Genomic DNA, 23,735 nt, shown 5'->3' with positions numbered 1-23,735 from the left:
CGCGTACGCCGCTTGATGCAGTTGCACGGCATCCGTGCAAGGTGCAAGCGCAAGTTTGTCGTCACCACGGACAGCAAACACCATCTGCCCATTGCGCCTGACCTGGTACAACGCAACTTCACCCCGACAGCCCCTAACCAGGTCTGGACGGGAGACATCACCTATATCGCCACCGACGAGGGCTGGTTTGTACTTGGCAGCAGTGATAGACCTGTTCAGCCGACAGGTGGTGGGCTGGAGCATGCAGCCTCACATGCAGAGCAGCCTGGTGACAGACGCGTTAAAGATGGCATGGTTCCGGCGTCAGCCAGCGCCAGGCCTGATCTTCCATTCGGACCGAGGCAGCCAATACTGCGGGCATGAGTTCCAGGGCACGCTGGCGGGTTACAAAATGAGAAGTTCCATGAGCCGCAAGGGAAACTGCTGGGACAACGCACCTACGGAGAGTCTGTGGGGTCGCTTGAAGGTGGGCAGGCTGTACGGACAGAGGTTTGCAACCCGCAGGCAGGCAATGGATGAGGTGATTGACTGGCTGACGTTCTACAACCACCGGCGGTTGCACTCCACGTTGGGCTACGTCAGTCCGATGCAGTTTGAAAAACGCTGGGACGCGGCACAGCAATTGAAGGCCGCATAATGAAGTGGCTAAGCAGTACGTCAAACAGGGGCAGGTTCAGACCTCCTGCTCCAAAATATTGTCTATCAAGCGATCAATGAATGCCGGCAGGTTAAATTCACACAGCACTCGCTCGCGTGAGCTTTCAATTTCTAATAGATTTAGATCCACATGATCCATATGATTAAGTATCAGGTCAATGGCCTGTTGAGGCTTAGCAATATCAATGGGCACCACTGAATCATTTGAAAAATACTTAGCCACGTCTGTAGCTCCGTAATAAAACACTTTGCAACGAGCCAGCAGTGGGTCAGCGAGCTTTTCTGTCCAAAAATGGGGATGGACGGCATTTTCAATGGCTAAATGGTACTGGTATGGAAGTAGCGCATCGCGCTTGTCTTCCACGGGGTTAAAACCATGGCCAAAAACTTCAAGGCGGTCACCCATAGCCTCTTTGAGCAGGCTTGTAAATTCAAGCCGAGCTCGATGTCCAGGGAGGAATGATTTGGTCGACGTAATCGTCGATGCCAAAGCCAGCTTGGGTTGTACTAATTCCGCAGCAATGGCATCCCAGTTCAAGTACTTCCCCATAGGACGATGCCCATCCATGGAAACCCCATACCACCAGAAAAGTCCGGTTGTAACGCCGGGAATTTGTACACCAGAGTATCCTGGAATCTCGTATGGACTGACAACCCAACCGAATTGGTTTAAAAGTTCGGCTGGGGGTTGCCAGTATTCTGGAGGCTCCATCACTAAAAAGATACGCCGATGTTTCGGTACCGATGTGTTCATGTTCTGTGGGGCTGGTGTTGGGCAAACCAACCAGTCGGCTCGAAGTTCCTGCCCTGTTGCAGGAATGAAGAAAGTATTCCCCACCAACGAATTTCCACACGGCCATTGCCCAGGCCATTGCCGGTAAATATGGCCCGCAAAGGGTTGTTGTGGATCATAGGCCAATATGGCTGTGCGAAGGGTCATGGCGTTCTCTTGTTGAATTTGAGGGTGCGGTTTTTACATTACCTGGGATAACACTGCGGGGTCCACCTGCTGGTCCATGTATGTCCGATAGAGGTCAGACAAACCAGGTACCCACAGATCCATGATCAGCAAACTGGCAGCCAGGCGGTCAAAGGGGGTAACGGTCACACGCAGGATAGCTCGCACAGCCTTCCACCTCTGCAAATCGAACCCTGAGGCGGGGTCTTCAGAGCCGAACTGTTTTACCAGTGTTTGAAAAAATACATCCACCGCGAAGTGCGCTGCCTCAAGCTTTTCATCAGGGCAAATTGGGGACTGTTTACGCGCAATTAGGACGAAGCTTTCCATTGCCTGAATGGCGGGCAGAATTTGCGCGCAATCCCCAGGTAAGCCCTCATCGGTAAAGGTTTTCGGTACATTGCGCTCAATGTCTTGCTGAGTAAACCAGTTTTTATTGTTGTAAACATAGAGCAAATGCGGGCACTTCAATAATGGCCCAGTTGAAATCAGGCCGAGCACAATAGCCCAGTCCATATACCCCCCCCGCGTGGGGTGATTTACAAGCGTTTCGAAATAAACACTTTTGAGAAACCGGGTATCAAATGCACTGAACAAGGTGGTATTTCCACCACCGCTATTTTGAAAGTAGGCCTTAACCCGATCCACCGCGCGCTGTGCGGTGATTTCGAATTGGTTGATTTTATAAATGCCTACTGATTCATGAAACAATGCCATAGCTGGCCGTATACCGATGGTCCCTGTAGGCGCGTCCATTTGATCTGGGCAAAAGCCAGGCAAGGGAAGCAACAAATCATCATCAGAAAGGACTGATGTGAAATCAGCTGTACAGTGCCCCAATGTAAATCTCCAATTATTTACTGCGCCGCTTTCGGGGGATGCCAAAAAGCGAAAATTCGAATCACTATGCGATGCCCAGCGATCTCGCTTAGCCAAGTCGCCAGAGTTATCTCCAATAACAACCTCTATCCCATCGAGGCTCGCGAGATCCTTCGCATTGGAGAGTGTCTGTTGAGAGTCTGCCAGACTTGCGTGAGAGGGAATGCAGATAGATAAACGGCTCATTTTGGGGTTCTATATGGTTGGCTTGTGGATATCAAGTGGGACTTGTATTGAGTTGTTTTACGAAGAAGTTGATTGGGCTTGTACATCCGGGATCTATTGCTAAACACCTGGTTTGTCAAACGTGCCAGCTGACCCTTGTGCATATATGCTGCCAAGCGCACCTTCAGCTATAGCGGACTGTCGATGTCTGACATTACATGCAGGTTTAACTCGCCCTAATCTGCCCTGTTTCACATCACCTCATTGATCTACTGCCTCACTACTCTACAAAGACTGGCCATATCCTTTCGATAGATTGTTTGTAAAATTTTCTAATGTCTATTAGCAAGACATCTGCTTTATGCTTTTAAGGTGTAAGCAAAAAATGCGCCACCTAATAATCCGGCTTGGTTCAAGCGGAATCCGATCCTGGAGCCTGTCAAATTGCCCTTGCGGCAAGCCTAACCCCTAGCGTATTCCTCCTCAACGGCAATCTTTAGCCGCACCAATAGCCTGCCATTGAGCACTTGGTGCGGCTCACAGCACAGCAGCTTTGGCAAAAGCTCACATACGGTATTTGAAAATAAAAATACAAGCCATATGAATCTTAAAGTTCATAAAGCAGATTCAATTATTTTCAAATTTTCCATTTACCCCTTCAAACTTATTCCTGCATCAAGCCCGATCAGCGGCGCCAGAAATAGCTGGCACGCCTTTTGCTTAACCCTGTTCATCACAGCCGCTGGCAAGTCATACCCGACGGCTTATCGACACCTACACAGGAGTTCAGAACATGACATCTCTTTATCAATCCATGATTGCACAGGCTTCCATGGGCCGCATGCTGAGCGACCGTGAAGTGTCGCGTTTCCTGCCCGATCAGATTCGCCAAACCATTGCCGAACTGGTCGAACAAAACCAATTAGCGCTTGCAGATGCATTGAGCAATGCAGGTCTAAGCCTTTACCCACAAAGTGAAGAAATTTTGGCCATTTCAGCTTTGCTGGCTGAGGTGCGTCAAGACTGGTTGACTGCCGGTAATTTGCTGGAGCAATTGATTGACCTCCAAGATGGCCGAACACCAGTCGCCACTTGGCAACACTGGATCCGCGTTTTGCGCTGCCAATGCGAGCCAGTAGCTGCATTGCATGCCGCTGAGTGTGCATTGACGATTTACGCCGACAACCCTGTCCTGCTGGGTGAAAAGCAATCGCTGAAGGCCTTGTTGTCAAACAACCATGCCCATGAGGCAGCGGCCAATACCCATTAATGGTCCGGCCCAACGCCACCTGAACTGAAGGAACATCATCATGACCGTCATTAACACCAACATCAAATCGCTGATTTCACAAAATGCGCTGGCAAAAAACAGCCGCTCTTTGTCTTCGGCCATGGAGCAATTGTCGACAGGCAAGCGCATCAACTCAGCCAAGGATGACGCCGCAGGTCTGGCCATTTCCTCACGAATGACTGCGCAGATTCGTGGCATGGACCAGGCGGTGCGAAACGGCAACGATTCGATGTCGATGCTTCAGACGGCTGAGGGTGCCATGATCGAGATCACGAGCATGGTTCAGCGCATGCGTGAACTGTCGGTACAAGCGGCCAACGACACTTACTCCAAAGCCGACCGCGGTTATCTGGACCTGGAATACCAGCAACTCAAAGAAGAAGTCGGCCGCGTCACCAAAGAAACCCAGTGGAACGGCTTTAATTTGCTCGATGGGTCCTTTTCAGGCGACCAGGGTGAAGCCGGAAAATTTGCCTTCCAAGTGGGTGCCAGCAAAGGCCAAGTCATCACGCACACCTTGGGTGAAGTGGGCTTTTCGGAGTTTGACTCAGCCACCACCAAGGCGGCGTTTTCAGCCATCTCGGCAGGCGCATCAACCATGGCGATGGCAGGCACCTATGCGGCTGGAGACTCCATCAGCCTGTCGATCAACGACAACATTGTGAGTTACACCGTGACTGCAGAAGATGTCGCGGCCGCAGTACCCAACACCAACATTGCCACCAACATTTTTGAGGCCGCCAAAGAGGTTTTGGGAACGACCCGTTATACGATCACCAACACGCCTGCAGGCAGTGTCAAATTTGCCGCTGGCACAGAAGCGGTGGCGACCACCACAGCCACCTCTACCACAGGCACTTTGAGTAACCTGGTGGCCCTTGAAATCAACAGCGCGCCCAATTCGAACGAGTCAATACGACAGCTCGACTTCGCCCTGGACAAGATCAACCAGGCCCGTGCTGGCCTGGGTGCGATGATCAACCGCTTGACTTACGCAGTGGACAACCTGACCAATGTGTCCCAGTACACTTCTGCTTCACGCAGCTCGATTCTGGATGCGGACTACGCCAAGGCCAGCTCGGAGCTGGCACGGACCCAGATCATCCAGCAAGCGGCTACAGCTGTTTTGGCACAGGCCAATACTGACCAGCAGACAGTGCTCAAACTTCTCCAAGGTTAATCACGGCTTCTCGCTGAACAAGGGGCTTGAAAGCCCCTTTGTCGCGGTATGAACGGATATTGTTGAATCGCACACAAATGACGCTCGACAAACCTAAGGCTCCTGCTTTGAATGCCAAAGGCCCCAACTGCTGGCAATGCCGGCATTTTGCGGTGAGCCACGTGCCGTCTTCTCCCTACGCCTGTCGAGCCATGGGCTTTCAGTCGCGCCTGCTGCCCGCACTGGAGGTTTTGCGTGTGGACGGCCAGTTTTGCCAACTCTTTCACGCCAAAGAACAACCCATCTCCCGCTGAGCAGCGTGTTCACAGGCTGCATCGGCCGCGCCTGCTTCTGTCTTTCTCGCTGTCAAACTTCCGTCAAGCACAGTGTCAATATTTCAAGAAACTTAAAAATTATTAAGTATTCATTTTTTGATTTTTTAGGCATTTAAAACACAATAAATATCTGGCACAAGGGTTGCTTAGTCAGTCTCATCTGTACATGAGGCCACCGCCGTGAAGTCACAACCCGTTTCTGCCCCTCTCGCCCTTTGGCTGGACCCCGAAAACGCCCTGAGCCCCGAGCACAGTCAGGCACTGCAAGTCTCTGGCTGGGCCGTGATGCCCGTGACCACCCTGGACAGCCTGGTCGCTCAAGCTCCCGATGCCGCCGTGGTGGTGTTGCACCTGGCCCTGGATGTCACCCGGCTCAAAGCTGTGCAACAACTGTTGCAAGACGCCGGCTTGAGCACTCCGGTGGTTTGCCGCGTTGACCGCCATGAGTTCGATCTGGCCGTCGAAGCCACCCAAGCCGGCGCTCTCACGGTGCTGGCCACACAAGATGTGCGCCCTGCTTCATGGTTGCGCTTGCTCAATCAAATCAACCCGTCGGCTGCGCGTGCAACACCGCAGCCCATGCGCAATGTGGTGTTTGTCGATCCTGCCAGCCAGCACCTGCTGGCCTTGGCCCAAAAAGTAGCCCAAGCCGAAGTGACCGCCTTGCTGGTGGGCCCCACAGGTTCGGGCAAAGAAGTTTTGGCACGCGTGCTGCATGAGGCTTCGGGTCGTTCCCGTGGCCCGTTTGTGGCGCTCAATTGCGCGGCCATGCCCGAAAACCTGATCGAAGACATGTTGTTTGGTCACGAGAAAGGGGCTTTCACCGGGGCCCACCGCGAACAAAAAGGCTTGTTTGAGCAAGCCCAGGGCGGGACCTTGTTTTTGGATGAAATCGGTGAGATGCCCATGCACCTGCAAAGCAAATTGCTGCGCGTGCTGCAAGAGCGCCAACTCACCCGCTTGGGTGGACAAAGCGTCATTCAGCTGAATGTGCGCATCGTGGCGGCCACCAATAAAGATCTGAAAAAAGCCATTGTGGAGCGCGAGTTCCGCGAAGACCTGTACTACCGCATCGCGACCTTCCGCATGCGTTTGCTGCCTTTGTGCGAGCGCCCTGGCGACATCATTCCCTTGGCCATGCAGTCGCTTTTGCAACACGACAAAAAACCTTGGCAGATTCACCCGCAAGCTCAAACGATGTTGTTGCAATACCCCTGGCCAGGCAATGTGCGCGAACTCGAAAACGTGATTCGCCGCGCCTTGGTCTTGTGCGCTGACCATGTGGTCACCCCGGCCCATTTGATGTTTGACGATTGGTTGACAGCGGCCACCATGACGCCAGCCACCCTCACCATCAACCCCACGATGGCCAGCACACCACCACCCCAGACGGTGACAGCGGCTGCATTGGTCCCGCCATCGTCCACGGTGCAGCAGTTCATGAGCGACTCCATCCAGGCCATGGACCTAGGCAACACTGCAGACAACAACGCCAAGGACAACGCAGACAACACCCCACAACACAGCCCCTTGGCTTTGACCGACGTGGCCAGCCCTGCCACCGACCTGAGCAGTGCCACCCGCATGAACGAGCACCAGGTGATCATGGCCACGCTGGCCACCACCCCCAGCAAAACAGAAGCCGCCAAGCGCCTGGGCATCAGCCCACGCACCCTGCGCTACAAACTGGCCCAACTGCGTGAGTTGGGTCTGGGCATGGCCAGCGCTTACTAAGGGAGACAAGAATGATCGACAAAGCCATTTCTCCAGCCAGCATCCAGTCGATGCTGCAAACCCTGCGCAGCCACCAGTCTGAAGCTGCGGGCAAAACAATGGGCATGCCCAGCGCGACCGATTCGATCGGTGGCACAGGCGGCGTGCAAAAAACGGGTTTCTCTGATCTGGTCTCGGGTGCGCTCGGACAAGTCAACCAACTGCAAGTCCAATCATCGGAAATGCGCAACGCTTTTGACCGAGGCGAAAACATGGCGCTGACCGATGTGGTGCTGGGCATGCAGAAATCTTCGCTGGCCTTTGAGGCCACCTTGCAAGTGCGCAACAAAGTGCTCAAGGCTTACGAAGAAATCTTGAACATGCCGGTCTGACCCTCTTAACTGAAGAAGAATAAACATGGCCACAGCAACTGCAGCAATGAACACAGGCGTGATGACCGCGCCAAACACATCCGCCAATACACCGGCCAACGTGTCCAACAGCACCGCCTTGGCCAACGCTCCGGGCGCCAATGGCGCGGCCAATGCCAATGGCGCCAGCAATGGCGGCCTCAGCCCCTGGCGCATTGAAGGCATGTCAGAGACTTTCAAAACCGTGGTCAACCAACCCGCCGTTCGTCGGGTGTTGCCGCTGATCGTCATGCTGGTTGTGCTGGTGATCTTTGGCTTGGTCTATGCGTGGATGCAAGCGACGCCCTACCGCCCAGTGATGCCTGGCCTGCAAGAGGCTGACCAACAAAAAGCCTTTGAATCGCTCAAGACAGCCGACTTCAGCCCCAAAATTGACCCGGCTACCGGCCAACTGACGGTTCCCAGCCAACGCTTCCATGAAGCCCGGATTTTTTTGGCTTCGCAAGGACTGCCCAAAGCGGGCGCCACAGGCCTGGACGGCCTGAAAGAACAGTCGTCCATGACCACCAGCCAGTTCATGGAGCAGGTCAAGGTGAATGCGGCCATGGAACAAGAGCTGGCCCGCAGCATCATGCAAATTGGCAGCGTGCAAAGTGCCCGCGTGCACCTGGCCACGCCCAAGCAAAGTGTTTTTGTGCGTGACCGCACACCGCCCAAAGCCTCGGTGGTGCTGGCACCCTACCCAGGTCGTGCAGTATCAGCCTCACAGGTTCAGGCCATCGTGCATTTGGTCTCTTCCAGCGTGCCTTATCTGGCACACGACCATGTGACCGTGGTGGACAACGTGGGCAAGCTCATGACCGAGTCGGCCACCGAGCAAAAACTGGGGCTGACATCGGCCCAAGAGCAGCACAAGCAGCACCTTGAAGAGGTTTACCGTACCCGCATCATGCAGATTTTGTCGCCCATGGTGGGCGAGGCCAATGTGCGCTCACAGGTCAATCTGTCGCTGGACTTCACCCAAATCGAAAGCACAACCGAAGATTTTGACAACCGCGACAAAGGCCCCCGCACCCGCTCAGAGGTGCTGGCCGAAGACCGCAACGCTAGCCGAAGTGCCGAGGGCGTGCCGGGCAGTTTGTCCAACACCGCACCCATCGACTCGACCACCACCACGGCCACTGCGGCGGATGCAAGCAAAGGCCAAGCCGAATCGGCCAACAAACTCAGCAGCCGGTCCACCCGCAATTTTGAGCTGGACCGCACCATTCGCCATGTGCGCAACGCCACGGGTGGCGTGATGAAGGTCAGCGTGGCCGTGGTAGTGAACGAGCGCCCAATACCGCCACCGGCCAAAGATGCACCCGTTGTGCCCAATGCCCCCACCACACAGGCCTACACACCGCAAGAGCTGGAGCAAATGCTTCAAGTGGTGCGCGGCGTGGTGGGTTTTGACCAGGAGCGGGGCGACAACGTCTCCGTGGTCCCAGCCAAATTCGAGCCTGCAGCAGCCCTGGAAACGATTCCCTGGTACCTGGAAGACGCGGTGCAAACCGGCATCAAAGGCGGCTTGCTGGCCATCAGCTTCATTGTCTTCATGCTCATCGTGGTCCGCCCCATCATGAAGAACATGTATGCCAGCAATGCGGTCACCGACGACGAACAAGCCAAGGCTGCACTGAGCGATGGCGAGTTGAGCGCAGACGACATGCGCATGATCCAGATTGGCGAAGGCGAGAGCCTGGAAGAGATCAAGGCCAAGCTCAAACCCAAGAAGTCAAGCATCTCCATGGACATGCTGGACACCGCCAACACCTACGACGACAAAGTGGCGCTGATCCGCATGCTGGTGGCCGAAGACTCAGGCCGTGTGGCCAACGTGCTCAAGAGCATGGTTAAGGTCGGCTAAATACAACAAGGACTCAATACCATGGCTACCAAGAAACCCGACGACAAAGACGCGAAAGCCGACAAGGCCAAGGATGCAAAAGGCGCTGCTGCAACGCCTGCAGCCGATGCCTCGGTACTCATGACCGAAGAATTGGCCAAGGAATTGGCCGAATTGACCAGCACACAGCGGGCAGCGGTCTTGATGCTGCTGCTGGGTGAACAACAAGCCTCCGAGATCATCCGCTTCATGAACCCCAAGGAAGTGCAGTCTTTGGGTGCCGCGATGGTCTCTGTGTCGGATTTGTCACAAGAGGCGGTGAACATCGTCCTTGATGAATTTGTCACCATGCTCAAAAAGCAGACCAGCCTGGGCTTGGGCACGGGCGACTATGTCGAAAAAGTACTCAAGCGCGCCCTGGGCGAAGACAAGGCCGCATCGGTGCTCAGCCGCATCATGCCGGGCCAAGGCAGCAAAGGGCTTGAAATCCTGAAGTGGATGGACGCCCGCTCGATCGCAGAAATGATCCGGGGCGAACACCCGCAGGTGGTGGCCATCATCTTGTCGGTGCTCGATTACACAGTGGCCGCCGATGTGCTGAACTTTTTGCCAACCGAATCCCGCCCCGAGATCTTGCAGCGTATCGCCAGTCTGGAAACGGTTCAGCCGTCCGCAATGGAAGAGCTGGAACAAATCATGATGAAGCAATTCGCTTCGAACTCTTCGTCCAAATCGTCCAGTTTCGGGGGCGTCAAGGCTGCGGCCCAGATCATGAACTCCGTGAAAATGGAGCTCGAATCGGCCATCATGTCCGGCTTGTCCCAACTGGACCCGGACTTGATGCAAAAGATCCAGGACAACATGTTCACCTTCGAAAACCTGGTGGGTGTGGACAACCGGGGCATACAGGCCATCATGCGCAAGGCAGACCCAGACTTGTTGATGGTGGCCCTGAAGGGTGCGCCAGACTTCGTCAAAGACAAGTTCCTCGACAACATGTCGGCCCGAGCCCGAGTGATGTTTGTGGACGACATGGAAGGCAAAGGCCCGCTGCGCATCACCGAAGTCGAAGAAGCACAGAAGACCGTCATGCGCCTGGCGCGCAAGCTGTCCGATGATGGTGAACTGGTGCTGGCTGGAGGCGGAGATGGCTTTGTCTGACGTACACGAAAAGCCCGCCCCCTGGAGCCCCAATGCCTTGCTCAACAGCACGGTACAGACACCTCGGTTTTTGCGCACACAGTGGGACGAAGCCTCTGCCCGCTCTTTTGGACCGTGGCGCGTCGCAGAAAAGCTGGAACCCACCGACCGCTTGATGACCGAAGACGCACCATTGGCCGCCACTCATCCTGAAGCGTCCGATGGCGCAACAGATACGGGCGAGGCGCCTGAAGAGACGCCAGATCCGGAGTCTCCTTGGACAGAGTCTGCGCTTGATCAAATGCGCGACGAAGCCTATCAGCGCGGCTTGCTCGAAGGGCAAGACCTGGTGCGCACCGAATTTGAAGCCGAGCGCAGCAAAGAGCGCGAGTTGATGCGGCATTTGGGCATCGAATTGCGCAGCATCAGCCAAGACCCTCAACGGTTTTTTGAACCCCTCAAACGGCTGTCATTGCATGTGGCCGAGCAATTGGTTCGCGCAGAACTTCAGCTCTCTGGCCAGGCCGTGCACAACCTGATCCAGGGCTGCATTCAGCAACTGGACCATCCGGTCGAACCGGTGAAGGTGAGCGTTAATCCTGAAGATTTTCAGCGCCTGAAAGCCATGGGCGAATCGGTCACCCAACACATGCAGCTCGAAGCCGATGCCCAACTGCGGCCTGGCAGTGTGCGCGTGCGGGCACAAGACACCGTTGTGCAGGACTTGATCGAAACCCGTCTGGAGCCTTTGGCACGACGCCTGTTGGCCCAACCCGAAGCCTGGATGCAACAGTCGTCCCTGGTCAAAGACCAAGCCGAAGCGCTGCCCGCTGACACGCCCAGCCGCGACTGGAATCGCCAGGTCATCGATGTCGAAGACACCGAGATGAAACCCGCATCACCTGACAGCGACGACACCCCATGATGAATTTTGACGACGAAGTCAGCCAACTGATTGGTGATCTGCATGCCCCCGATCAACAGCGCAATGGCACCTTGGTGCGGCTGGTGGGCATGCGCCTGGAAACCCGTGGCCTGATGGCGCCGCTGGGCGCCTGCTGCGAAGTGGTGGGCCAATTCGGGCACAAGGTCGAAGCCGAAGTGGTGGGCTTCAACGACGACATCCTCTACCTTTTGCCCTTCACCGAACCCAATGGCATTGGGCCTGGTGCCAAGGTCTCGGTCATCAGCCACACCTCGCAGGTGTGCCTGGGGCCAGACTTGTTGGGCCGCATCATCGATGGCCGCGGACAACCGCTGGACGGCAAACCACCCCCCCAATGCCAGGATGTGCTGAGCCTGCAAGGCCGCCCCATCAACCCCATGGAACGCGGCCCCATCAACCAGGTGCTGGACGTGGGTGTCAAAGCCATCAACGGCATGTTGACCATTGGCCGAGGCCAACGCTTGGGCCTGGTGGCCGGTTCTGGCGTTGGCAAGAGCGTGCTGCTTGGCATGATGACCCGCTTCACCGAAGCCGATGTGGTGGTGATTGGCCTGATTGGCGAGCGAGGCCGGGAGGTCCAGGCCTTCATCGAAGAATCCCTTGGCCCTGAAGGTCTGGCCAAATCGGTGCTGGTGGCAGCCCCCGCCAACGTGTCGCCGGTGCTGCGCCTGAAGGCGACCCACTTGACGCACGTGATCGCTGAATATTTCAGGGACCAAGGCAAAAACGTCTTGATGCTGGTCGACAGCCTGACCCGAGTGGCCCATGCCCAACGCGAAATCGGTCTGGCAGTGGGCGAGCCCCCCACCGCCAAGGGTTACCCCCCATCGGTTTTTGCCTTACTGCCCAACCTGATTGAACGTGCGGGTGTGGGGCGCCACGGCGTGGGATCGATCACCGCCATTTACACCGTGCTGGCCGAGGGAGACGATGCCAACGACCCGATCGTGGACATCGCTCGCGCCTCGCTGGACGGCCAAGTCATGCTGTCACGCAAACTGGCCGATGCCGCACATTACCCGGCGATTGACCTGAATGGCTCCATCTCGCGGGTCATGCAAAACCTGCTCAGCCCGGAAGACCTGAAACTGGCCAACCGCTTTCGGCGTTTGTGGTCGCTGTACCAGCAAAACCAGGACCTGATTCAGGTGGGCGCCTACGAAGCGGGCAGCAACCCCGAACTGGACCAAGCCATCCGGCTGCGCGCCTCCATGGAAACATTTTTGCAACAAGACATGCACATCAGTCAGGACGCGGACACCACGCGCCATGACATCCAGGCCCTGATGGCCAACTAAGAAAAGACCACACTGCATGAAACAAGCTCGAAACTGCTGGCCCGCTTTGGTCAAAAAAGCCAACGATGGGGTCACCCAAGTCCAAACCGATCTGGCTGCTGCTGTGGAACGCGTGGCACAACTGCATGCCAGCCACCAACGGCTTTGCCGCCTGTACGACGAATACCGGCTGAAAGAACAACAGCCCCAAAACGAGTTTCAGGGCATGCAAGCCAGCATGAACCAGCGTCAATTCATGGCCCAGTTGCTCAACTTGCAGCAACGTGTGGTGCTGGACATCAGCAGAGCCGAAACCCTGGTGGCCAGCTTGCGCAAAAAACGTGTACTTGCTGAAATTGAACTTCAGAAAATGCGCGCCCTCGAAGAACAAGACCTACTGGCCGTTCGGCGTGACCAACAACAACACGAGCAACGCCAGATGGACGAATTGGGTGTCAGGCAGTTCAATTTGCGCATGCAAACTTGATACGAACTTTTGAACCATAAGCACTCGGATGAGATGCTTGAACGCCCGGGTGTGCGTTACAAGTATGTCAACGTGGCTTGCGATTGATCAACTTGGTCCAGCGCAACAGCGTTTTGAACCCTTCGCCGACAGCATCGTGTGCACGGGTAAAAACCCTGCAGTGTTTTAAGGTTGGCTGTCATTTCAGCCGTACAAAGACGGCCCGACAAGCAGCATGATGGGGTTGGTGTCATGGGCAAAACGCCTGTTAATATGCGCACCATGAGACCTTTATTTTTATTTTTAATTACTTTTAGTATTTATTTTTTGAGCGCCTGCGGCGGCTCAGATGGCGAAAGCACGACCAACCCAGCTCCACACAACATCTCTCAACCGTCGATCTCCGGGCGTTTGTTGGCAGACAACACAGTGCGACTGACACTGATTGGTGTCGGCACCCCTGCTGGGCGTTACTGCATCCGCCAAGACGCTGCTGTTCCATTGGCTTCGGACGGCTGCTTCACCGACACCAGAGCATCGTCACTGGTGCAAGAAAAAGCAATCGCCAACCCCTCCAGTGCACTGCGAACTGTGTTTACTTCTTGGGTGCTGGAGGGTAGTACCGTTCGCCGCCACGCCAGTCTCAGCGTGCCCGGTAGAACCTGCAGCGCAACGGCCTACGACGCCTTGCAAAGGGCCGCCAGCACTTTGCCTGCCGTGTGCATTCTGACTGGCACCACCCTTGGCACGGGCACCACATTGAAAGAATCTGTTTTGCTGCTGGAGTCGGTCAAAGCGCCGGTCAGTGCAGCCAATTTTTTGCGATACGTGAACCAAGGTTTTTATGACCAAACGGTGTTTCACCGCTTCCTCAAAAGCACCAGCGCAAGCTTAGTCCAAGGCGGGGGCTTTACCCACAACGGCAGCAATTACGCAACCAAAACGCCCACCCTGGCTGCTATCCCCCTTGAATCGACCATCAGCTCGGGCTTGGGCCACACCGCCAGCACCATCGCCATGGCCAGAGCCGACGATCCTGACTCTGCCACGTCGCAGTTTTTTGTCAACCCCCAAAACAATCCGATTTTTGACAGCTCTAATCTGCGCAATGGCTACGCCGTGTTTGGCCGTTTCATTCACGGCAGCAACACCTGGACTGAGCTGCTGAACACGGTGCCCACCAGCGCATTCACCGCCACTGACGGGGGGGCAGTGAACCCCAGCACAGCCGTGCATTTGCACTGGGCTTACCAAATTCAATAAAACCCAAGCCATGACCAATTCACCCACTTTACCCACTTTGTCCCGTTCAGATGTTTCGGGCACTTCAAGCCCTGCCCGAACTGCCGCCTTGGCGGACACAACTCGCCTTGCCACACCTTTTGCCAGGCAGGCCAAGGCCGGCCAGCGAAAACCACCTCACCGCGAAGAAGACAACTTTGATAATTTGCTAACAGACTCTCCAACCGCGATGGAGTTTGACCCCCAAAATTTCGAAAACACAGCCCCATTACACCTGGCTCAGGCCGCGCCAGACAACAGGTCAGGGACTTCGGAGTCGCAAGATGCCAACACGGAGATCCCAGAACCGCCAACGGCTAGCCAGACATCCGACTCCAACGGTTTATCGTCATTCCTACTCAAGCCCATGTCAGAGCACACTCCATCAGTGGTGGCTTCATGGTTTGGCACTGCACCCATCGGGGCGGTTCTGAGCGGCTCGGTCATGGCGCTGATGGCACTGCAATCGAAGGACAAAACAACCAGCACCACGCCCGATACGCAAGCGCCCATCTTGCGCAGTGCCGACATCAGCAACAGTGCAGGCAACCAATTGGTCTTGCGTTACAGCGAGAGCTTGAATGACACTTTGCCGGCGACCAGTGCCTTTCAGGTGATGGTAGATGGCATCAGCACCACCGTCAGCAGCGTCGCGCGCAGCAGTGATATGAACAACCTGATACTCACCTTGGGCACCCCCATCACACGTGCCAGCCAAGTCTCGGTCAGCCTGAGCGATGGCAGCGTGGTCAAAGACCTCGCTGGCAACACCGCCAGCACCTTTCGCGACCAAGCCGTAACGGTGACCGACCTGGTCGCGCCCACCCTGCTGAGCAGTCAAGCCATCACCAACGCCGAAAAATCGGTCATCGTTTTGCGTTTCTCGGAAACGCTCAAGAGCGGCACCCTGGACCCTGCCAACTTCAGCATCAGTGTCGCAGGCGTATCACAAACCATCACTGCCCAAGAGGTGCTGGGGGACTCGATACGCTTGACACTGGGCAGCAAAATTACCGGCACCAGCCCCAACATCAATCTTCAATACACGCCCCCCACAGATATAAGCAAGGCGGTCAAAGACGCAGCAGGGAACCTTGCTGCAGTGATTGGACCGGTCGGGGGTGTCGCAATCACCCACACCCTGGACACCACCGCACCTGCCCTGAACACCGACACACTGGCGGTCGCCGCGACCGAACGCCAGGTCCGCGTGATCCGGCTGAACTTCAATGAAGCCCTCGACGCAGGCTCTTTACCCGACCCCTCGTCTTTCACGGTCAATGTCGCCAGTGGTGGCAGCACCCAAAGTGTGGCGGTCAGCAGCCTCCGGCTCTCAGGGTCTGTGCTGGAGTTGACGCTGGCGACGACCGTGACCGATATGCAAGCGGGCTTGCGGGTGAGCTATGCGCGGCCGAGCACGGGCAACATTTTGAAAGACTGGGCAGGTCAGGCTGTGGCCGCTTTCGCTCGCAGTGTTTCTACCGTGGACGCGGTAGCACCCAACATGTTGTCCAGCCGTTTCACCAATGACCGCACGCTGGAGTTGACCTTTGATGAAAACCTGTCCAGCCAAGGCCCCCTCGCCAGCGCATGGAGCCTGACGGCCAATGGCGGCACGGTGCTCAAAGCAGCAACCAGTTCGGTTTCGGGACGAACGCTGACCTTGAGTTTTGCCACAGCGATCGAAAGCAGCAAAACTGCCTTGCTGGCCTATACCGCGCCGACCTCAGACCAGACCGCGCTGAACCAAGCCTTGCAAGACAGCCTGGGCAACGACAGCGGCAATATTTCGCGCACGCTAGACACAACAGGTCCAAGCTTAAACAGTGTGAACGGTGCCGTGACCAGTGCCAATGGCCTGCAGGTTTTTCTGAACTACAACGAGACCTTGCTCAGCCCCAGCAGCAGCGGCACCCCGGTCATCCCTGCGGTAAGTGCCAGTGCTTTCGTGGTGCGCAAATCCACTGGCGAAAGCATCGCCGTCAGCAGTGTCAGCATTTCGGGCACGCAAGTGCTGCTGAATTTGGCCAGTGCGCTCAAGCCCAGTGACACGGTCAGTGTCTTTTACACGGCCCCCACGACCAACATCGCGGTGAACAATGCCGCACTGCAAGACAGCAGTGGCAACGATGCAGCCTCTTTGGGCAGTGGCGTCACCGGTCAGGCGGTGACCAACAACGCGGTGCTGGTGAAATTGGACTCGAATGTCGCTGCCCTGGACCAACTGGTGATCCAGCTCAACGAAAATATCACGGGCAACCTGCCTGCCCTCAGCGCCTTCACCATCAAGGCGGGGACTGTCACGCAAACCATCACCGGCATTGCCAAAGACCCAGCAGACGGCTCCAAGCTGGTGCTGTCGCTGAGTGGCTCCGTCGACGACCCGGGTGCTTTGCTGGTCAGCTACACACAACCCAGCAGCAACCCGCTCACAGGTGCCAGCGGCAAAACGCTGGCCTCTTTCACCGATCAGAACTTCGGGCAAGTGATCACTTCCACCAACGCCGCTGACACGGTCAACGGTGCCGCCAATCGTGTGGATTACTTTTTGGGCACCACTGGTAACGACTCCCTAAGCGGTTTGGGAGGGTCAGATCACTTCGTCTGGCCCGATTTCGGTGCAAGCGGTCCGAGCGGCTTCACACAAACGCTGCAGGACTTCGGCTTCAAAAAAGGCAGTGGCGTATTGCAAGGCACCGCTGAGGCCGACTTGCTGGACTTGAGCCAGTTGCTCAATGGCTACACCCAAGCCAACCAAGCCTCATTTTTGAAAGCCATCAAAAATGCCGACAATAAATTGGTGCTTCAAATTGATCACGATGGGGGATCGGTTTTCACGCCGACGGCCAATCTACTGTTCAACAATGTCACAGTCAACGCCAGCAACCAGCTGCTGATCAATGGGCAATTCATTTCAGACACCGTCAACGGTGTATCTGCCAATCTGACTTTGCTCACCCTGATAGATCACCTGCGACTAGAGGGCCAGTTGATTGTGCTTTAAAGCCTGTCTGTCGTGCAAAGCTACAACAAAGGGCGCAACTCTCTCGCTGCATCCAGCAGCAAGGGCAACCACTTGCGCTGCACGGCAGCGTCGGACAACTGGTCCGAGCTGCCCACCACATTCAACGCGGCCAGCGCTTGGCCTTGCATATTGCGCAGAGGCACAGCCAATGCGTGAATGCCCAGCTCGTGAGCATCGCGGGCCAGGCAGTGGTCATCGCAGCGAACCTGATCAATCAGCGCCTTGAATTTCCCCATGCCCACTTCCGTCTGCGGCGTGATGCGGGCCAAGGCACGGCCCTTGAGCCAGTTGTTGAAATCGGCCTTGGGCAAATTGGCCAAAAGCACCCGTCCTGTGGAGGTGGCGTGCGCAGGCAAACGTGCACCCAGGTGCAAGCCATAAGCCAGATGCCGCACCGGCTCGGCCGAGCCGGCGCTGCGGGCCACGATCACGCCCTCCCCACCGTCCAACACCACAGCACTGAAAGCCGCTTGCGTTTGCTGCGCTAGGCGGTTCAGGGTGGGCTGCAGCGAACGCGGTAGCCGCGAGGTGGCCATGTAACTGCCGGCAAAACGCAACACCCTGGCAGACAACCAGTAATGGCTGCCATCGGTCTCCAGATAACCCAGCTCGGCCAGGGTGAGCAAATGCCGCCGTGCCGCCGCCCGGGTGATGCCGGTGCGCTGTGCAGCCAAGGTGGCGTTCAGCCGCTGGCGATCGGTGTCAAATGCCTCCAACATGGCCAAGCCTTTGGCCAGACCTTCGATGAAATCGGCTTTGGCAATGGGCATATTCAGTTCTTTCAAGCTGCATTAATTTGCGCGATTATCGCACAATTAATCGATCAATCGCACAAACTTAACCAAACCTGTGCCATGTTTAAAGCCATGCGCCTAAGCTTGCATTGATTGAACTGAATGCCCCAAGTAGACAAGCCATGACCACTACCCGCACCCAGGTTGCTATCGTTGGCGCCGGCCCTTCAGGCCTTTTGCTCGGACAACTGCTGCACAAAGCGGGCATCGACGCCGTCATTGTGGAGCGCCAAAGTGGCGATTACGTGCTCTCACGCATTCGTGCAGGTGTGCTCGAACAAGTCAGCATGGACTTGCTCGATGAAGCCGGCGTGGGTGGGCGCATGCACAAGGAAGGGCTGATCCATGGCGGCTTTGACCTGCTGTTCAAGGGCGCACGCCACCGCATCGACATGAACCAACTCACAGGCGGCAAAAACGTCATGGTTTATGGCCAGACCGAAGTGACCCGCGACCTGATGGATGCACGCCAAGCGGCAGGCTTGCCAACGGTCTACGAAGCCCACAACGTACAGGTGCATGAATTCGACACCGCCAAGCCCCGCGTCACCTACGAAAAAAATGGCCAGCAGCACATCATCGAGTGCGACTTCATTGCAGGCTGCGACGGATTTCATGGCGTGTGCCGGGCCAGTGCGCCCCAAGGCGCGATCAAGGAATACGAAAAGGTTTACCCCTTCGGCTGGCTGGGCGTTTTGTCAGACACACCGCCTGTGCACCACGAACTGATTTACGCCAACAGCACACGGGGCTTTGCCCTGTGTTCGCAGCGCAGCGCCACACGCAGCCGTTATTACCTGCAAGTGCCATTGACCGACAAAGTCGAGCAATGGTCAGACGATGCCTTCTGGGCTGAGTTGCGCCACCGCCTGGACCCTGAAGCCCGCGAACATCTGGTGACGGGGCCGAGCATCGAAAAAAGCATTGCCCCTCTGCGCAGCTTTGTCACCGAACCCATGCGCTTTGGCCGCATGTTTCTAGCGGGTGACGCGGCCCACATCGTGCCACCCACTGGCGCCAAAGGCCTGAACCTGGCGGCGACCGACGTGAAATACCTGTCCACTGCTTTGATCGAGTTCTACCAGGACAAAACCGAAGCCGGTATCGACACTTATTCGGAGCGCTGCCTGCGCCGCATCTGGCGCGCCGAACGCTTCAGTTGGTGGTTCACCAGCCTGATGCACCACTTTCCGGAGAACGGCGACATCGGTCAGAAATTTCAGGATGCCGAACTGAACTACCTGATCCACAGCGAAGCGGGTTCGCGCACCATGGCTGAAAATTATGTGGGCTTGCCGTTGAACTTTGGTGAATGAAGCACTTCCATTGAGCAGTCTTCGTACCCTCCTGCCCTGCCCACTTCGCCCCCCTGGCGACAGCGCCTTGTCAGGGCACTGCCCATAATGCCATTTGAAAGGTCACCGCACGGCGCGGTGGCCTGCTGACTCAAAGGCCTTGCATGTCATCTTCAAAACCCCTGCGCGGTGTGCGCATCGTCAGCCTGGCCCTGAACCTGCCCGGCCCCGCTGCCTTGATGCGCCTGGCGCAGATGGGTGCCAGATGCACCAAGATCAATCCGCCCGCCGGCGACCCGATGCAGCACTACACGCCCAGCGGTTACGACATGCTGCACCAAGGCGTCAAGCACAAAACACTGGACCTCAAGACGGCAGCGGGCCAAGCGGCCCTGCACAAACTGCTGCCCAACACCGACATTTTGCTGGCCTCCTTTCGCCCATCGGCCCTGGCCAAACTCGGACTGAGCTGGAAAACACTGCACAAGCAATACCCCGCGCTCAGCCTGATCGAAGTGGTGGGCGCCCCGGGTCCGTTGGCCGAAATTCCCGGCCATGACCTGACTTACCAGGCCGAGGTGGGTCTGGTCACCGGCATGGATTTGCCCCCGAGTTTGTTTGCCGACATGGGCGGCGCGCTTATGGCCAGCGAAGCCACGCTGAAGGCGCTGATATCTCTCAAGACCACTGGCCAAGGCTCACGCCACGAAGTGGCTTTGTCTGATGCGGCTGCCTGGCTGGCCCTGCCCCGCCAGCTGAGGATGACCACACCCGAAGGTGCAGTGGGCGGCGCGCATGCGGGATACCGCATGTATACCTGCAAAAACGGGCGCGTGGCCGTGGCTGCGTTGGAGCCGCACTTTGCCGCCAGATTGTGCGAAGCCGCTGGCATACAGCTTGCGCATCCGGTGAAAGACCTGTTCAAGCCATCCACCCGCCAAGCCATCGAGGCTTTTCTGGCAGGCCAAACACGTGCGCAACTGGACAAACTGGCTGCAGCCAAAGACATTCCCTTGATGACGCTACCGCGCTGATCGCCGGGCCTGCGAGGTCTGCTAGGTCCGCCAGTTTCAGTCAGGCAGCGGATCGGGCAGGCGCTTCAGGGTTCGAACCTTGGACGCGCCAATAAACACCGCCTGCAGGCCAAAGCCCAGCACCACGCACCACAGGCTGACCGAGACCGGAAAGTTCACCCCCAACAGGCCGCCCAAGGCCGCACCCAGCGGCCGGGCACCCGTGCTGACCACGATGTTGATGGACGTGACCCGCCCGATCATGGCGCGCGGGGTGACGGTCTGGCGCAAGGTGGTCGACGTGATGGTCCAAATGATCGGCCCCGCGCCGAACAAAAAATAAGACAACGCCGCCAGCCAGCCCTGCGGCCAGAACAAGGTCATGGCCATCGTGAACGCCGCCAACACCGAAAAATATGGCCCCAGCAAAATCGCCTGGCCAAAAGGCAACAAGCCCACCACCCGTGGCGCGAGCAAGGCCCCCACGATCATGCCCATGCCGTAACACGCCAGTGTCACGCCCACGCCACTGGCGTCCAGCCCCAGGTCATTGATCGCATAAGGCACATAAGCGGCCTGCAGCATGAACCAAGAAATGTTCCAGGCGATCGAGCAATAAACGATGGGCCGCAGCAAATCGCTTTGCCATACCCACTTGGCCCCGTCTTGCAGCTCCAACAAAGGGTGGCGCGCGGGCATCGCAGCACGCACAGGCTCACCGATGCCCCGCAAACAAAGCACTGCCAAGATCGACAACATGCCCGACAACACAAACGCCGCCGACGCCCCGGTCCACGCGATCAAGGCCCCGGCCAGGGCTGGCCCCGCGGCAAAAGCGGCGCTGCGCGCCAGCTCCAGGCGGCCGTTGGCCTGCGCCAAAACATCGACCTGCACCAGCGCAGGTACAAGCGAAGGCGCCGCCACACTGAACGCCACCGTGCCCACCGCCGCCAAAAACCCGATGATTGCCAAGGCCGTGATCGACACATGGCCTGAAAGGATGAGCGCCAACAGCAGCAGCAAGGCCAGTGCGCGCAAAGCCTCGGCCATTGCCATCAAGCGTGTGCGCGAGGTGCGATCAGCCAACAGACCCAAAGGCATGGACAGCAGCAAAAAAGGCAGTGACTGAATGGCCGCGAGAAAACCGATTTCGCCCGGCCCGGCCTTCAGCAGCAGCACGGCCACGATGGGCACCGCCGCCAAGCTCAGTTGCTCGGCCGACTGGGCCAGAAGGTTCGACAAGGCCAAACGCCTAAACGATGCAGACAAAGGTTGAGACATCAAAAGCCTTTCGATGCCCCTATCCTAAAGTGGCAACGAACTGACCCAGGTCACTTGGGCATCAGCCCTGGTGACTGCATGCCAGCTCAGCCTGCCGTTTTCACGACACAGATCAAACAGCCCCCGCACGATTTTTTGTAAAAAGACAATGTGCCCGATGTCGTGGCGCCCACTTCAACACCCCATGCTCAAAGGCCTGCGCGTTCGAAATGAAAACTCTGCCGAAATGTCCAACAGCGCTGCTGCCGGGCATCGCTTCTACAGAGCAGGTCTTCAAACAATCACCGTCTTGTCGATCACCGAACGCACACCCGGTGCGCTCCATGCGGAATGGATGGCCAGGTTCTTTTCGGTCCAACTGTGCACCTTGCCACTGAGGGTGATGGCGTCGCCCTCCACCGTGACATTGATCTCTTGTGCATCCAGGTAAGCGCGGCGCTTGAGGGCGGCCTCAATTTCGCTTTTGACAGCGGTCAGGCTGACCTTGGGTTTGATCGACACCAGGTTGATCACGTTGCGCACCCCGTGCAGCCCACGAACCATGGACTCGGCGGCCTGTCGCTCGAAATCCCAGGCCACTTCTCCGCGCAGGGTGACCACGCCCTCTTCCACCGCAATGTGAATCGCCCCTTTGGGCATTGAGCTGGCGTAGTCCAGTGTGTTGATGGCCGACAGGGCAATGTCGGTGTCATTGCGTTTGTCGGTATCGGCCAGTTTCACCGCCAGGTCAAACGCCACGGCGCGCACACCACCCACCCGTTTGACCACCCGCTCGGCCGTCCACTTTTGGGTCAGGTTGTCGACATGCCCGGACAGCGTCACCACGCCTTGCTCGACCTCTACCCCGATGTGGGCCGCATTGATGGAAGGCTCCCACGACAGTTCGGCCATCACGTCTTTTTGCAGTTGTTTGTCTGTTTTCATGGCTTGCTTTCAAGTGTTGGGAAAAGCGCCATTGTTGAAACGAAAGCCCCGCACGTCTGTGCCTTAACTGACCTTGTCCTTGAAGGTGTCCGTGTCTGTTAGCGCACTGTGTTTCGCTTTTAACTTGCATACCCTGATCGAGGGCCCGTTATTGAAAGCCTATTGAAAGCCTGTAACTCACCCCGAAAGATCAGTCATGACATCTGCATTTCACCGATGGATCGCCCTGCTCCTGATGGCCAGCACCTTGAGCCTCACGGGTTGTGGCTACAACCGCTTTCAAAGTGGCAATGAGCAGGTCAAGGCCAGTTGGTCCGAGGTGCTCAGCCAATACCAGCGCCGCGCCGACCTGATTCCCAATCTGGTCAACGTGGTGAAAGGCCAGGCCGACTTCGAGCAGAGCACCTTGCAAGCCGTCGTGGAGGCGCGGGCCAAAGCCACATCGATTCAGGCCTCGCCCGAATTGGTGAACGACCCGCAAGCGTTCCAGAAATTTCAGCAGGCCCAAAAAGACCTGTCGGGCTCCTTGTCCCGGCTGCTGGTGGTGGCAGAAAACTACCCTACCCTGCGCGCCAACCAGGGCTTTATTGACCTGCAAGCCCAACTTGAGGGCACAGAAAACCGCATCACCGTCGCGCGCAACCGCTACATCACGGCCGTGAAAGATTACAACGTGACGGTGCACTCTTTCCCCTCCAACCTGACCGCCTGGGCGTTGGGCTACAAGGAAAAACCCAACTTCACGGTCGACAACGAACAAGCCATCTCAAAACCCCCTGTCGTTGAGTTCGGCCCTGGAGCGAAACCAACGGCACCCGCACCAGGTGCGCCCAAGTGATCTTTTTACGACAGGCCGTTGGCGGCTTTTTAGTGCTCG

Annotated in this window: 20 protein-coding genes and 1 pseudogene; 16 read left to right on the top strand and 5 right to left on the bottom strand. The window is 56.9% G+C overall.

All coding sequences use genetic code 11. The features are described 5' to 3' along the window. A pseudogene (locus B9Z45_RS06705) lies at window positions 1–637 on the top strand (IS3 family transposase); the annotation flags it as partial. A gap of 36 nt (window positions 638–673) precedes the next feature. Here B9Z45_RS06705 and B9Z45_RS16900 read toward each other — a convergent pair. Continuing rightward, window positions 674–1,597: a hypothetical protein gene (locus tag B9Z45_RS16900; protein ID WP_146180894.1), complete on the bottom strand. Its 924-nt coding sequence runs from the start codon at window positions 1,595–1,597 to the stop codon at window positions 674–676. A 33-nt stretch (window positions 1,598–1,630) separates the two neighbouring features. Beyond that, window positions 1,631–2,680, bottom strand: a complete 1,050-nt coding sequence (locus tag B9Z45_RS06695) for a hypothetical protein (RefSeq protein WP_146180893.1) — start codon at window positions 2,678–2,680, stop codon at window positions 1,631–1,633. A 772-nt stretch (window positions 2,681–3,452) separates the two neighbouring features. On the opposite strand from B9Z45_RS06695, the gene B9Z45_RS06690 reads away from it, so the two are divergent. The 12 genes from B9Z45_RS06690 (at window position 3,453) to B9Z45_RS06635 (ending at window position 17,530) form a co-directional block, all read left to right on the top strand. After that, window positions 3,453–3,929 (top strand): hypothetical protein, encoded by a 477-nt coding sequence (locus B9Z45_RS06690; RefSeq protein WP_146180892.1) that lies wholly within the window; start codon window positions 3,453–3,455, stop codon window positions 3,927–3,929. 40 nt (window positions 3,930–3,969) lie between these two features. Then, window positions 3,970–5,130, top strand: coding sequence for a flagellin (locus B9Z45_RS06685; protein WP_108406451.1), 1,161 nt, complete (start codon window positions 3,970–3,972; stop codon window positions 5,128–5,130). Window positions 5,131–5,207: 77 nt separating this feature from the next. Then, window positions 5,208–5,423: a uracil-DNA glycosylase gene (locus B9Z45_RS06680; RefSeq protein ID WP_108406450.1), complete on the top strand. Its 216-nt coding sequence runs from the start codon at window positions 5,208–5,210 to the stop codon at window positions 5,421–5,423. A 201-nt stretch (window positions 5,424–5,624) separates the two neighbouring features. Then, entirely contained in the window at window positions 5,625–7,178 is a 1,554-nt protein-coding gene (locus tag B9Z45_RS06675) for a sigma-54-dependent Fis family transcriptional regulator (protein ID WP_108406449.1), read from the top strand. 11 nt (window positions 7,179–7,189) lie between these two features. After that, window positions 7,190–7,549, top strand: coding sequence for a flagellar hook-basal body complex protein FliE (gene fliE, locus B9Z45_RS06670; protein ID WP_108406448.1), 360 nt, complete (start codon window positions 7,190–7,192; stop codon window positions 7,547–7,549). A gap of 25 nt (window positions 7,550–7,574) precedes the next feature. Beyond that, complete coding sequence (gene fliF, locus B9Z45_RS06665; RefSeq protein WP_233252105.1) at window positions 7,575–9,437, top strand: flagellar basal-body MS-ring/collar protein FliF; 1,863 nt, start codon at window positions 7,575–7,577, stop codon at window positions 9,435–9,437. Between the two features lie 21 nt (window positions 9,438–9,458). Beyond that, on the top strand, window positions 9,459–10,577 hold the full coding sequence (gene fliG, locus B9Z45_RS06660; RefSeq protein ID WP_108406446.1) for a flagellar motor switch protein FliG: 1,119 nt from the start codon (window positions 9,459–9,461) through the stop codon (window positions 10,575–10,577). Continuing rightward, the gene (locus tag B9Z45_RS06655) at window positions 10,564–11,481 is read left to right on the top strand and encodes a FliH/SctL family protein (RefSeq protein WP_158270392.1); all 918 of its coding nucleotides are present in this window, start codon (window positions 10,564–10,566) and stop codon (window positions 11,479–11,481) included. Before fliG ends, B9Z45_RS06655 begins: the two co-directional genes overlap by 14 nt. After that, the gene (locus B9Z45_RS06650; protein WP_233252104.1) at window positions 11,478–12,800 is read left to right on the top strand and encodes a FliI/YscN family ATPase; all 1,323 of its coding nucleotides are present in this window, start codon (window positions 11,478–11,480) and stop codon (window positions 12,798–12,800) included. The genes B9Z45_RS06655 and B9Z45_RS06650 overlap by 4 nt, the downstream gene beginning before the upstream one ends. A gap of 16 nt (window positions 12,801–12,816) precedes the next feature. Then, complete coding sequence (locus tag B9Z45_RS06645; RefSeq protein WP_108406443.1) at window positions 12,817–13,266, top strand: flagellar FliJ family protein; 450 nt, start codon at window positions 12,817–12,819, stop codon at window positions 13,264–13,266. A gap of 408 nt (window positions 13,267–13,674) precedes the next feature. After that, window positions 13,675–14,508 carry a peptidylprolyl isomerase gene (locus B9Z45_RS06640; protein WP_233252103.1) on the top strand — a complete coding sequence of 278 codons (834 nt, stop codon included), beginning with the start codon at window positions 13,675–13,677 and terminating at the stop codon, window positions 14,506–14,508. Window positions 14,509–14,893: 385 nt separating this feature from the next. Then, window positions 14,894–17,530, top strand: a complete 2,637-nt coding sequence (locus B9Z45_RS06635) for a SwmB domain-containing protein (protein WP_158270390.1) — start codon at window positions 14,894–14,896, stop codon at window positions 17,528–17,530. Window positions 17,531–17,550: 20 nt separating this feature from the next. On the opposite strand, the gene B9Z45_RS06630 is transcribed toward B9Z45_RS06635, so the two are convergent. Next, on the bottom strand, window positions 17,551–18,321 hold the full coding sequence (locus tag B9Z45_RS06630; RefSeq protein WP_108406440.1) for an IclR family transcriptional regulator C-terminal domain-containing protein: 771 nt from the start codon (window positions 18,319–18,321) through the stop codon (window positions 17,551–17,553). A gap of 146 nt (window positions 18,322–18,467) precedes the next feature. Between B9Z45_RS06630 and pobA the strand changes: the two genes are divergently transcribed. Continuing rightward, window positions 18,468–19,661: a 4-hydroxybenzoate 3-monooxygenase gene (gene pobA, locus B9Z45_RS06625; protein WP_108406439.1), complete on the top strand. Its 1,194-nt coding sequence runs from the start codon at window positions 18,468–18,470 to the stop codon at window positions 19,659–19,661. Between the two features lie 143 nt (window positions 19,662–19,804). Then, entirely contained in the window at window positions 19,805–20,674 is an 870-nt protein-coding gene (locus tag B9Z45_RS06620; protein WP_108406438.1) for a CoA transferase, read from the top strand. A 36-nt stretch (window positions 20,675–20,710) separates the two neighbouring features. On the opposite strand, the gene B9Z45_RS06615 is transcribed toward B9Z45_RS06620, so the two are convergent. Then, a complete protein-coding gene (locus B9Z45_RS06615) occupies window positions 20,711–21,934 on the bottom strand; it encodes an MFS transporter (protein WP_108406437.1) in 1,224 nt (407 codons plus the stop codon). Between the two features lie 273 nt (window positions 21,935–22,207). After that, a complete protein-coding gene (locus tag B9Z45_RS06610) occupies window positions 22,208–22,858 on the bottom strand; it encodes a BON domain-containing protein (RefSeq protein ID WP_108406436.1) in 651 nt (216 codons plus the stop codon). Window positions 22,859–23,054: 196 nt separating this feature from the next. On the opposite strand from B9Z45_RS06610, the gene B9Z45_RS06605 reads away from it, so the two are divergent. Beyond that, window positions 23,055–23,696: a LemA family protein gene (locus B9Z45_RS06605; RefSeq protein ID WP_108406435.1), complete on the top strand. Its 642-nt coding sequence runs from the start codon at window positions 23,055–23,057 to the stop codon at window positions 23,694–23,696. Window positions 23,697–23,735: the final 39 nt, after the last annotated feature.

It is taken from the genome of Limnohabitans sp. 2KL-17 (assembly GCF_003063415.1).
Classification (GTDB): Bacteria; Pseudomonadota; Gammaproteobacteria; order Burkholderiales; family Burkholderiaceae_C; genus Limnohabitans_A.
The sequence above is the reverse complement of the archived record's forward strand: the minus strand, read 5'-3'. Positions and strand labels throughout refer to the sequence as shown.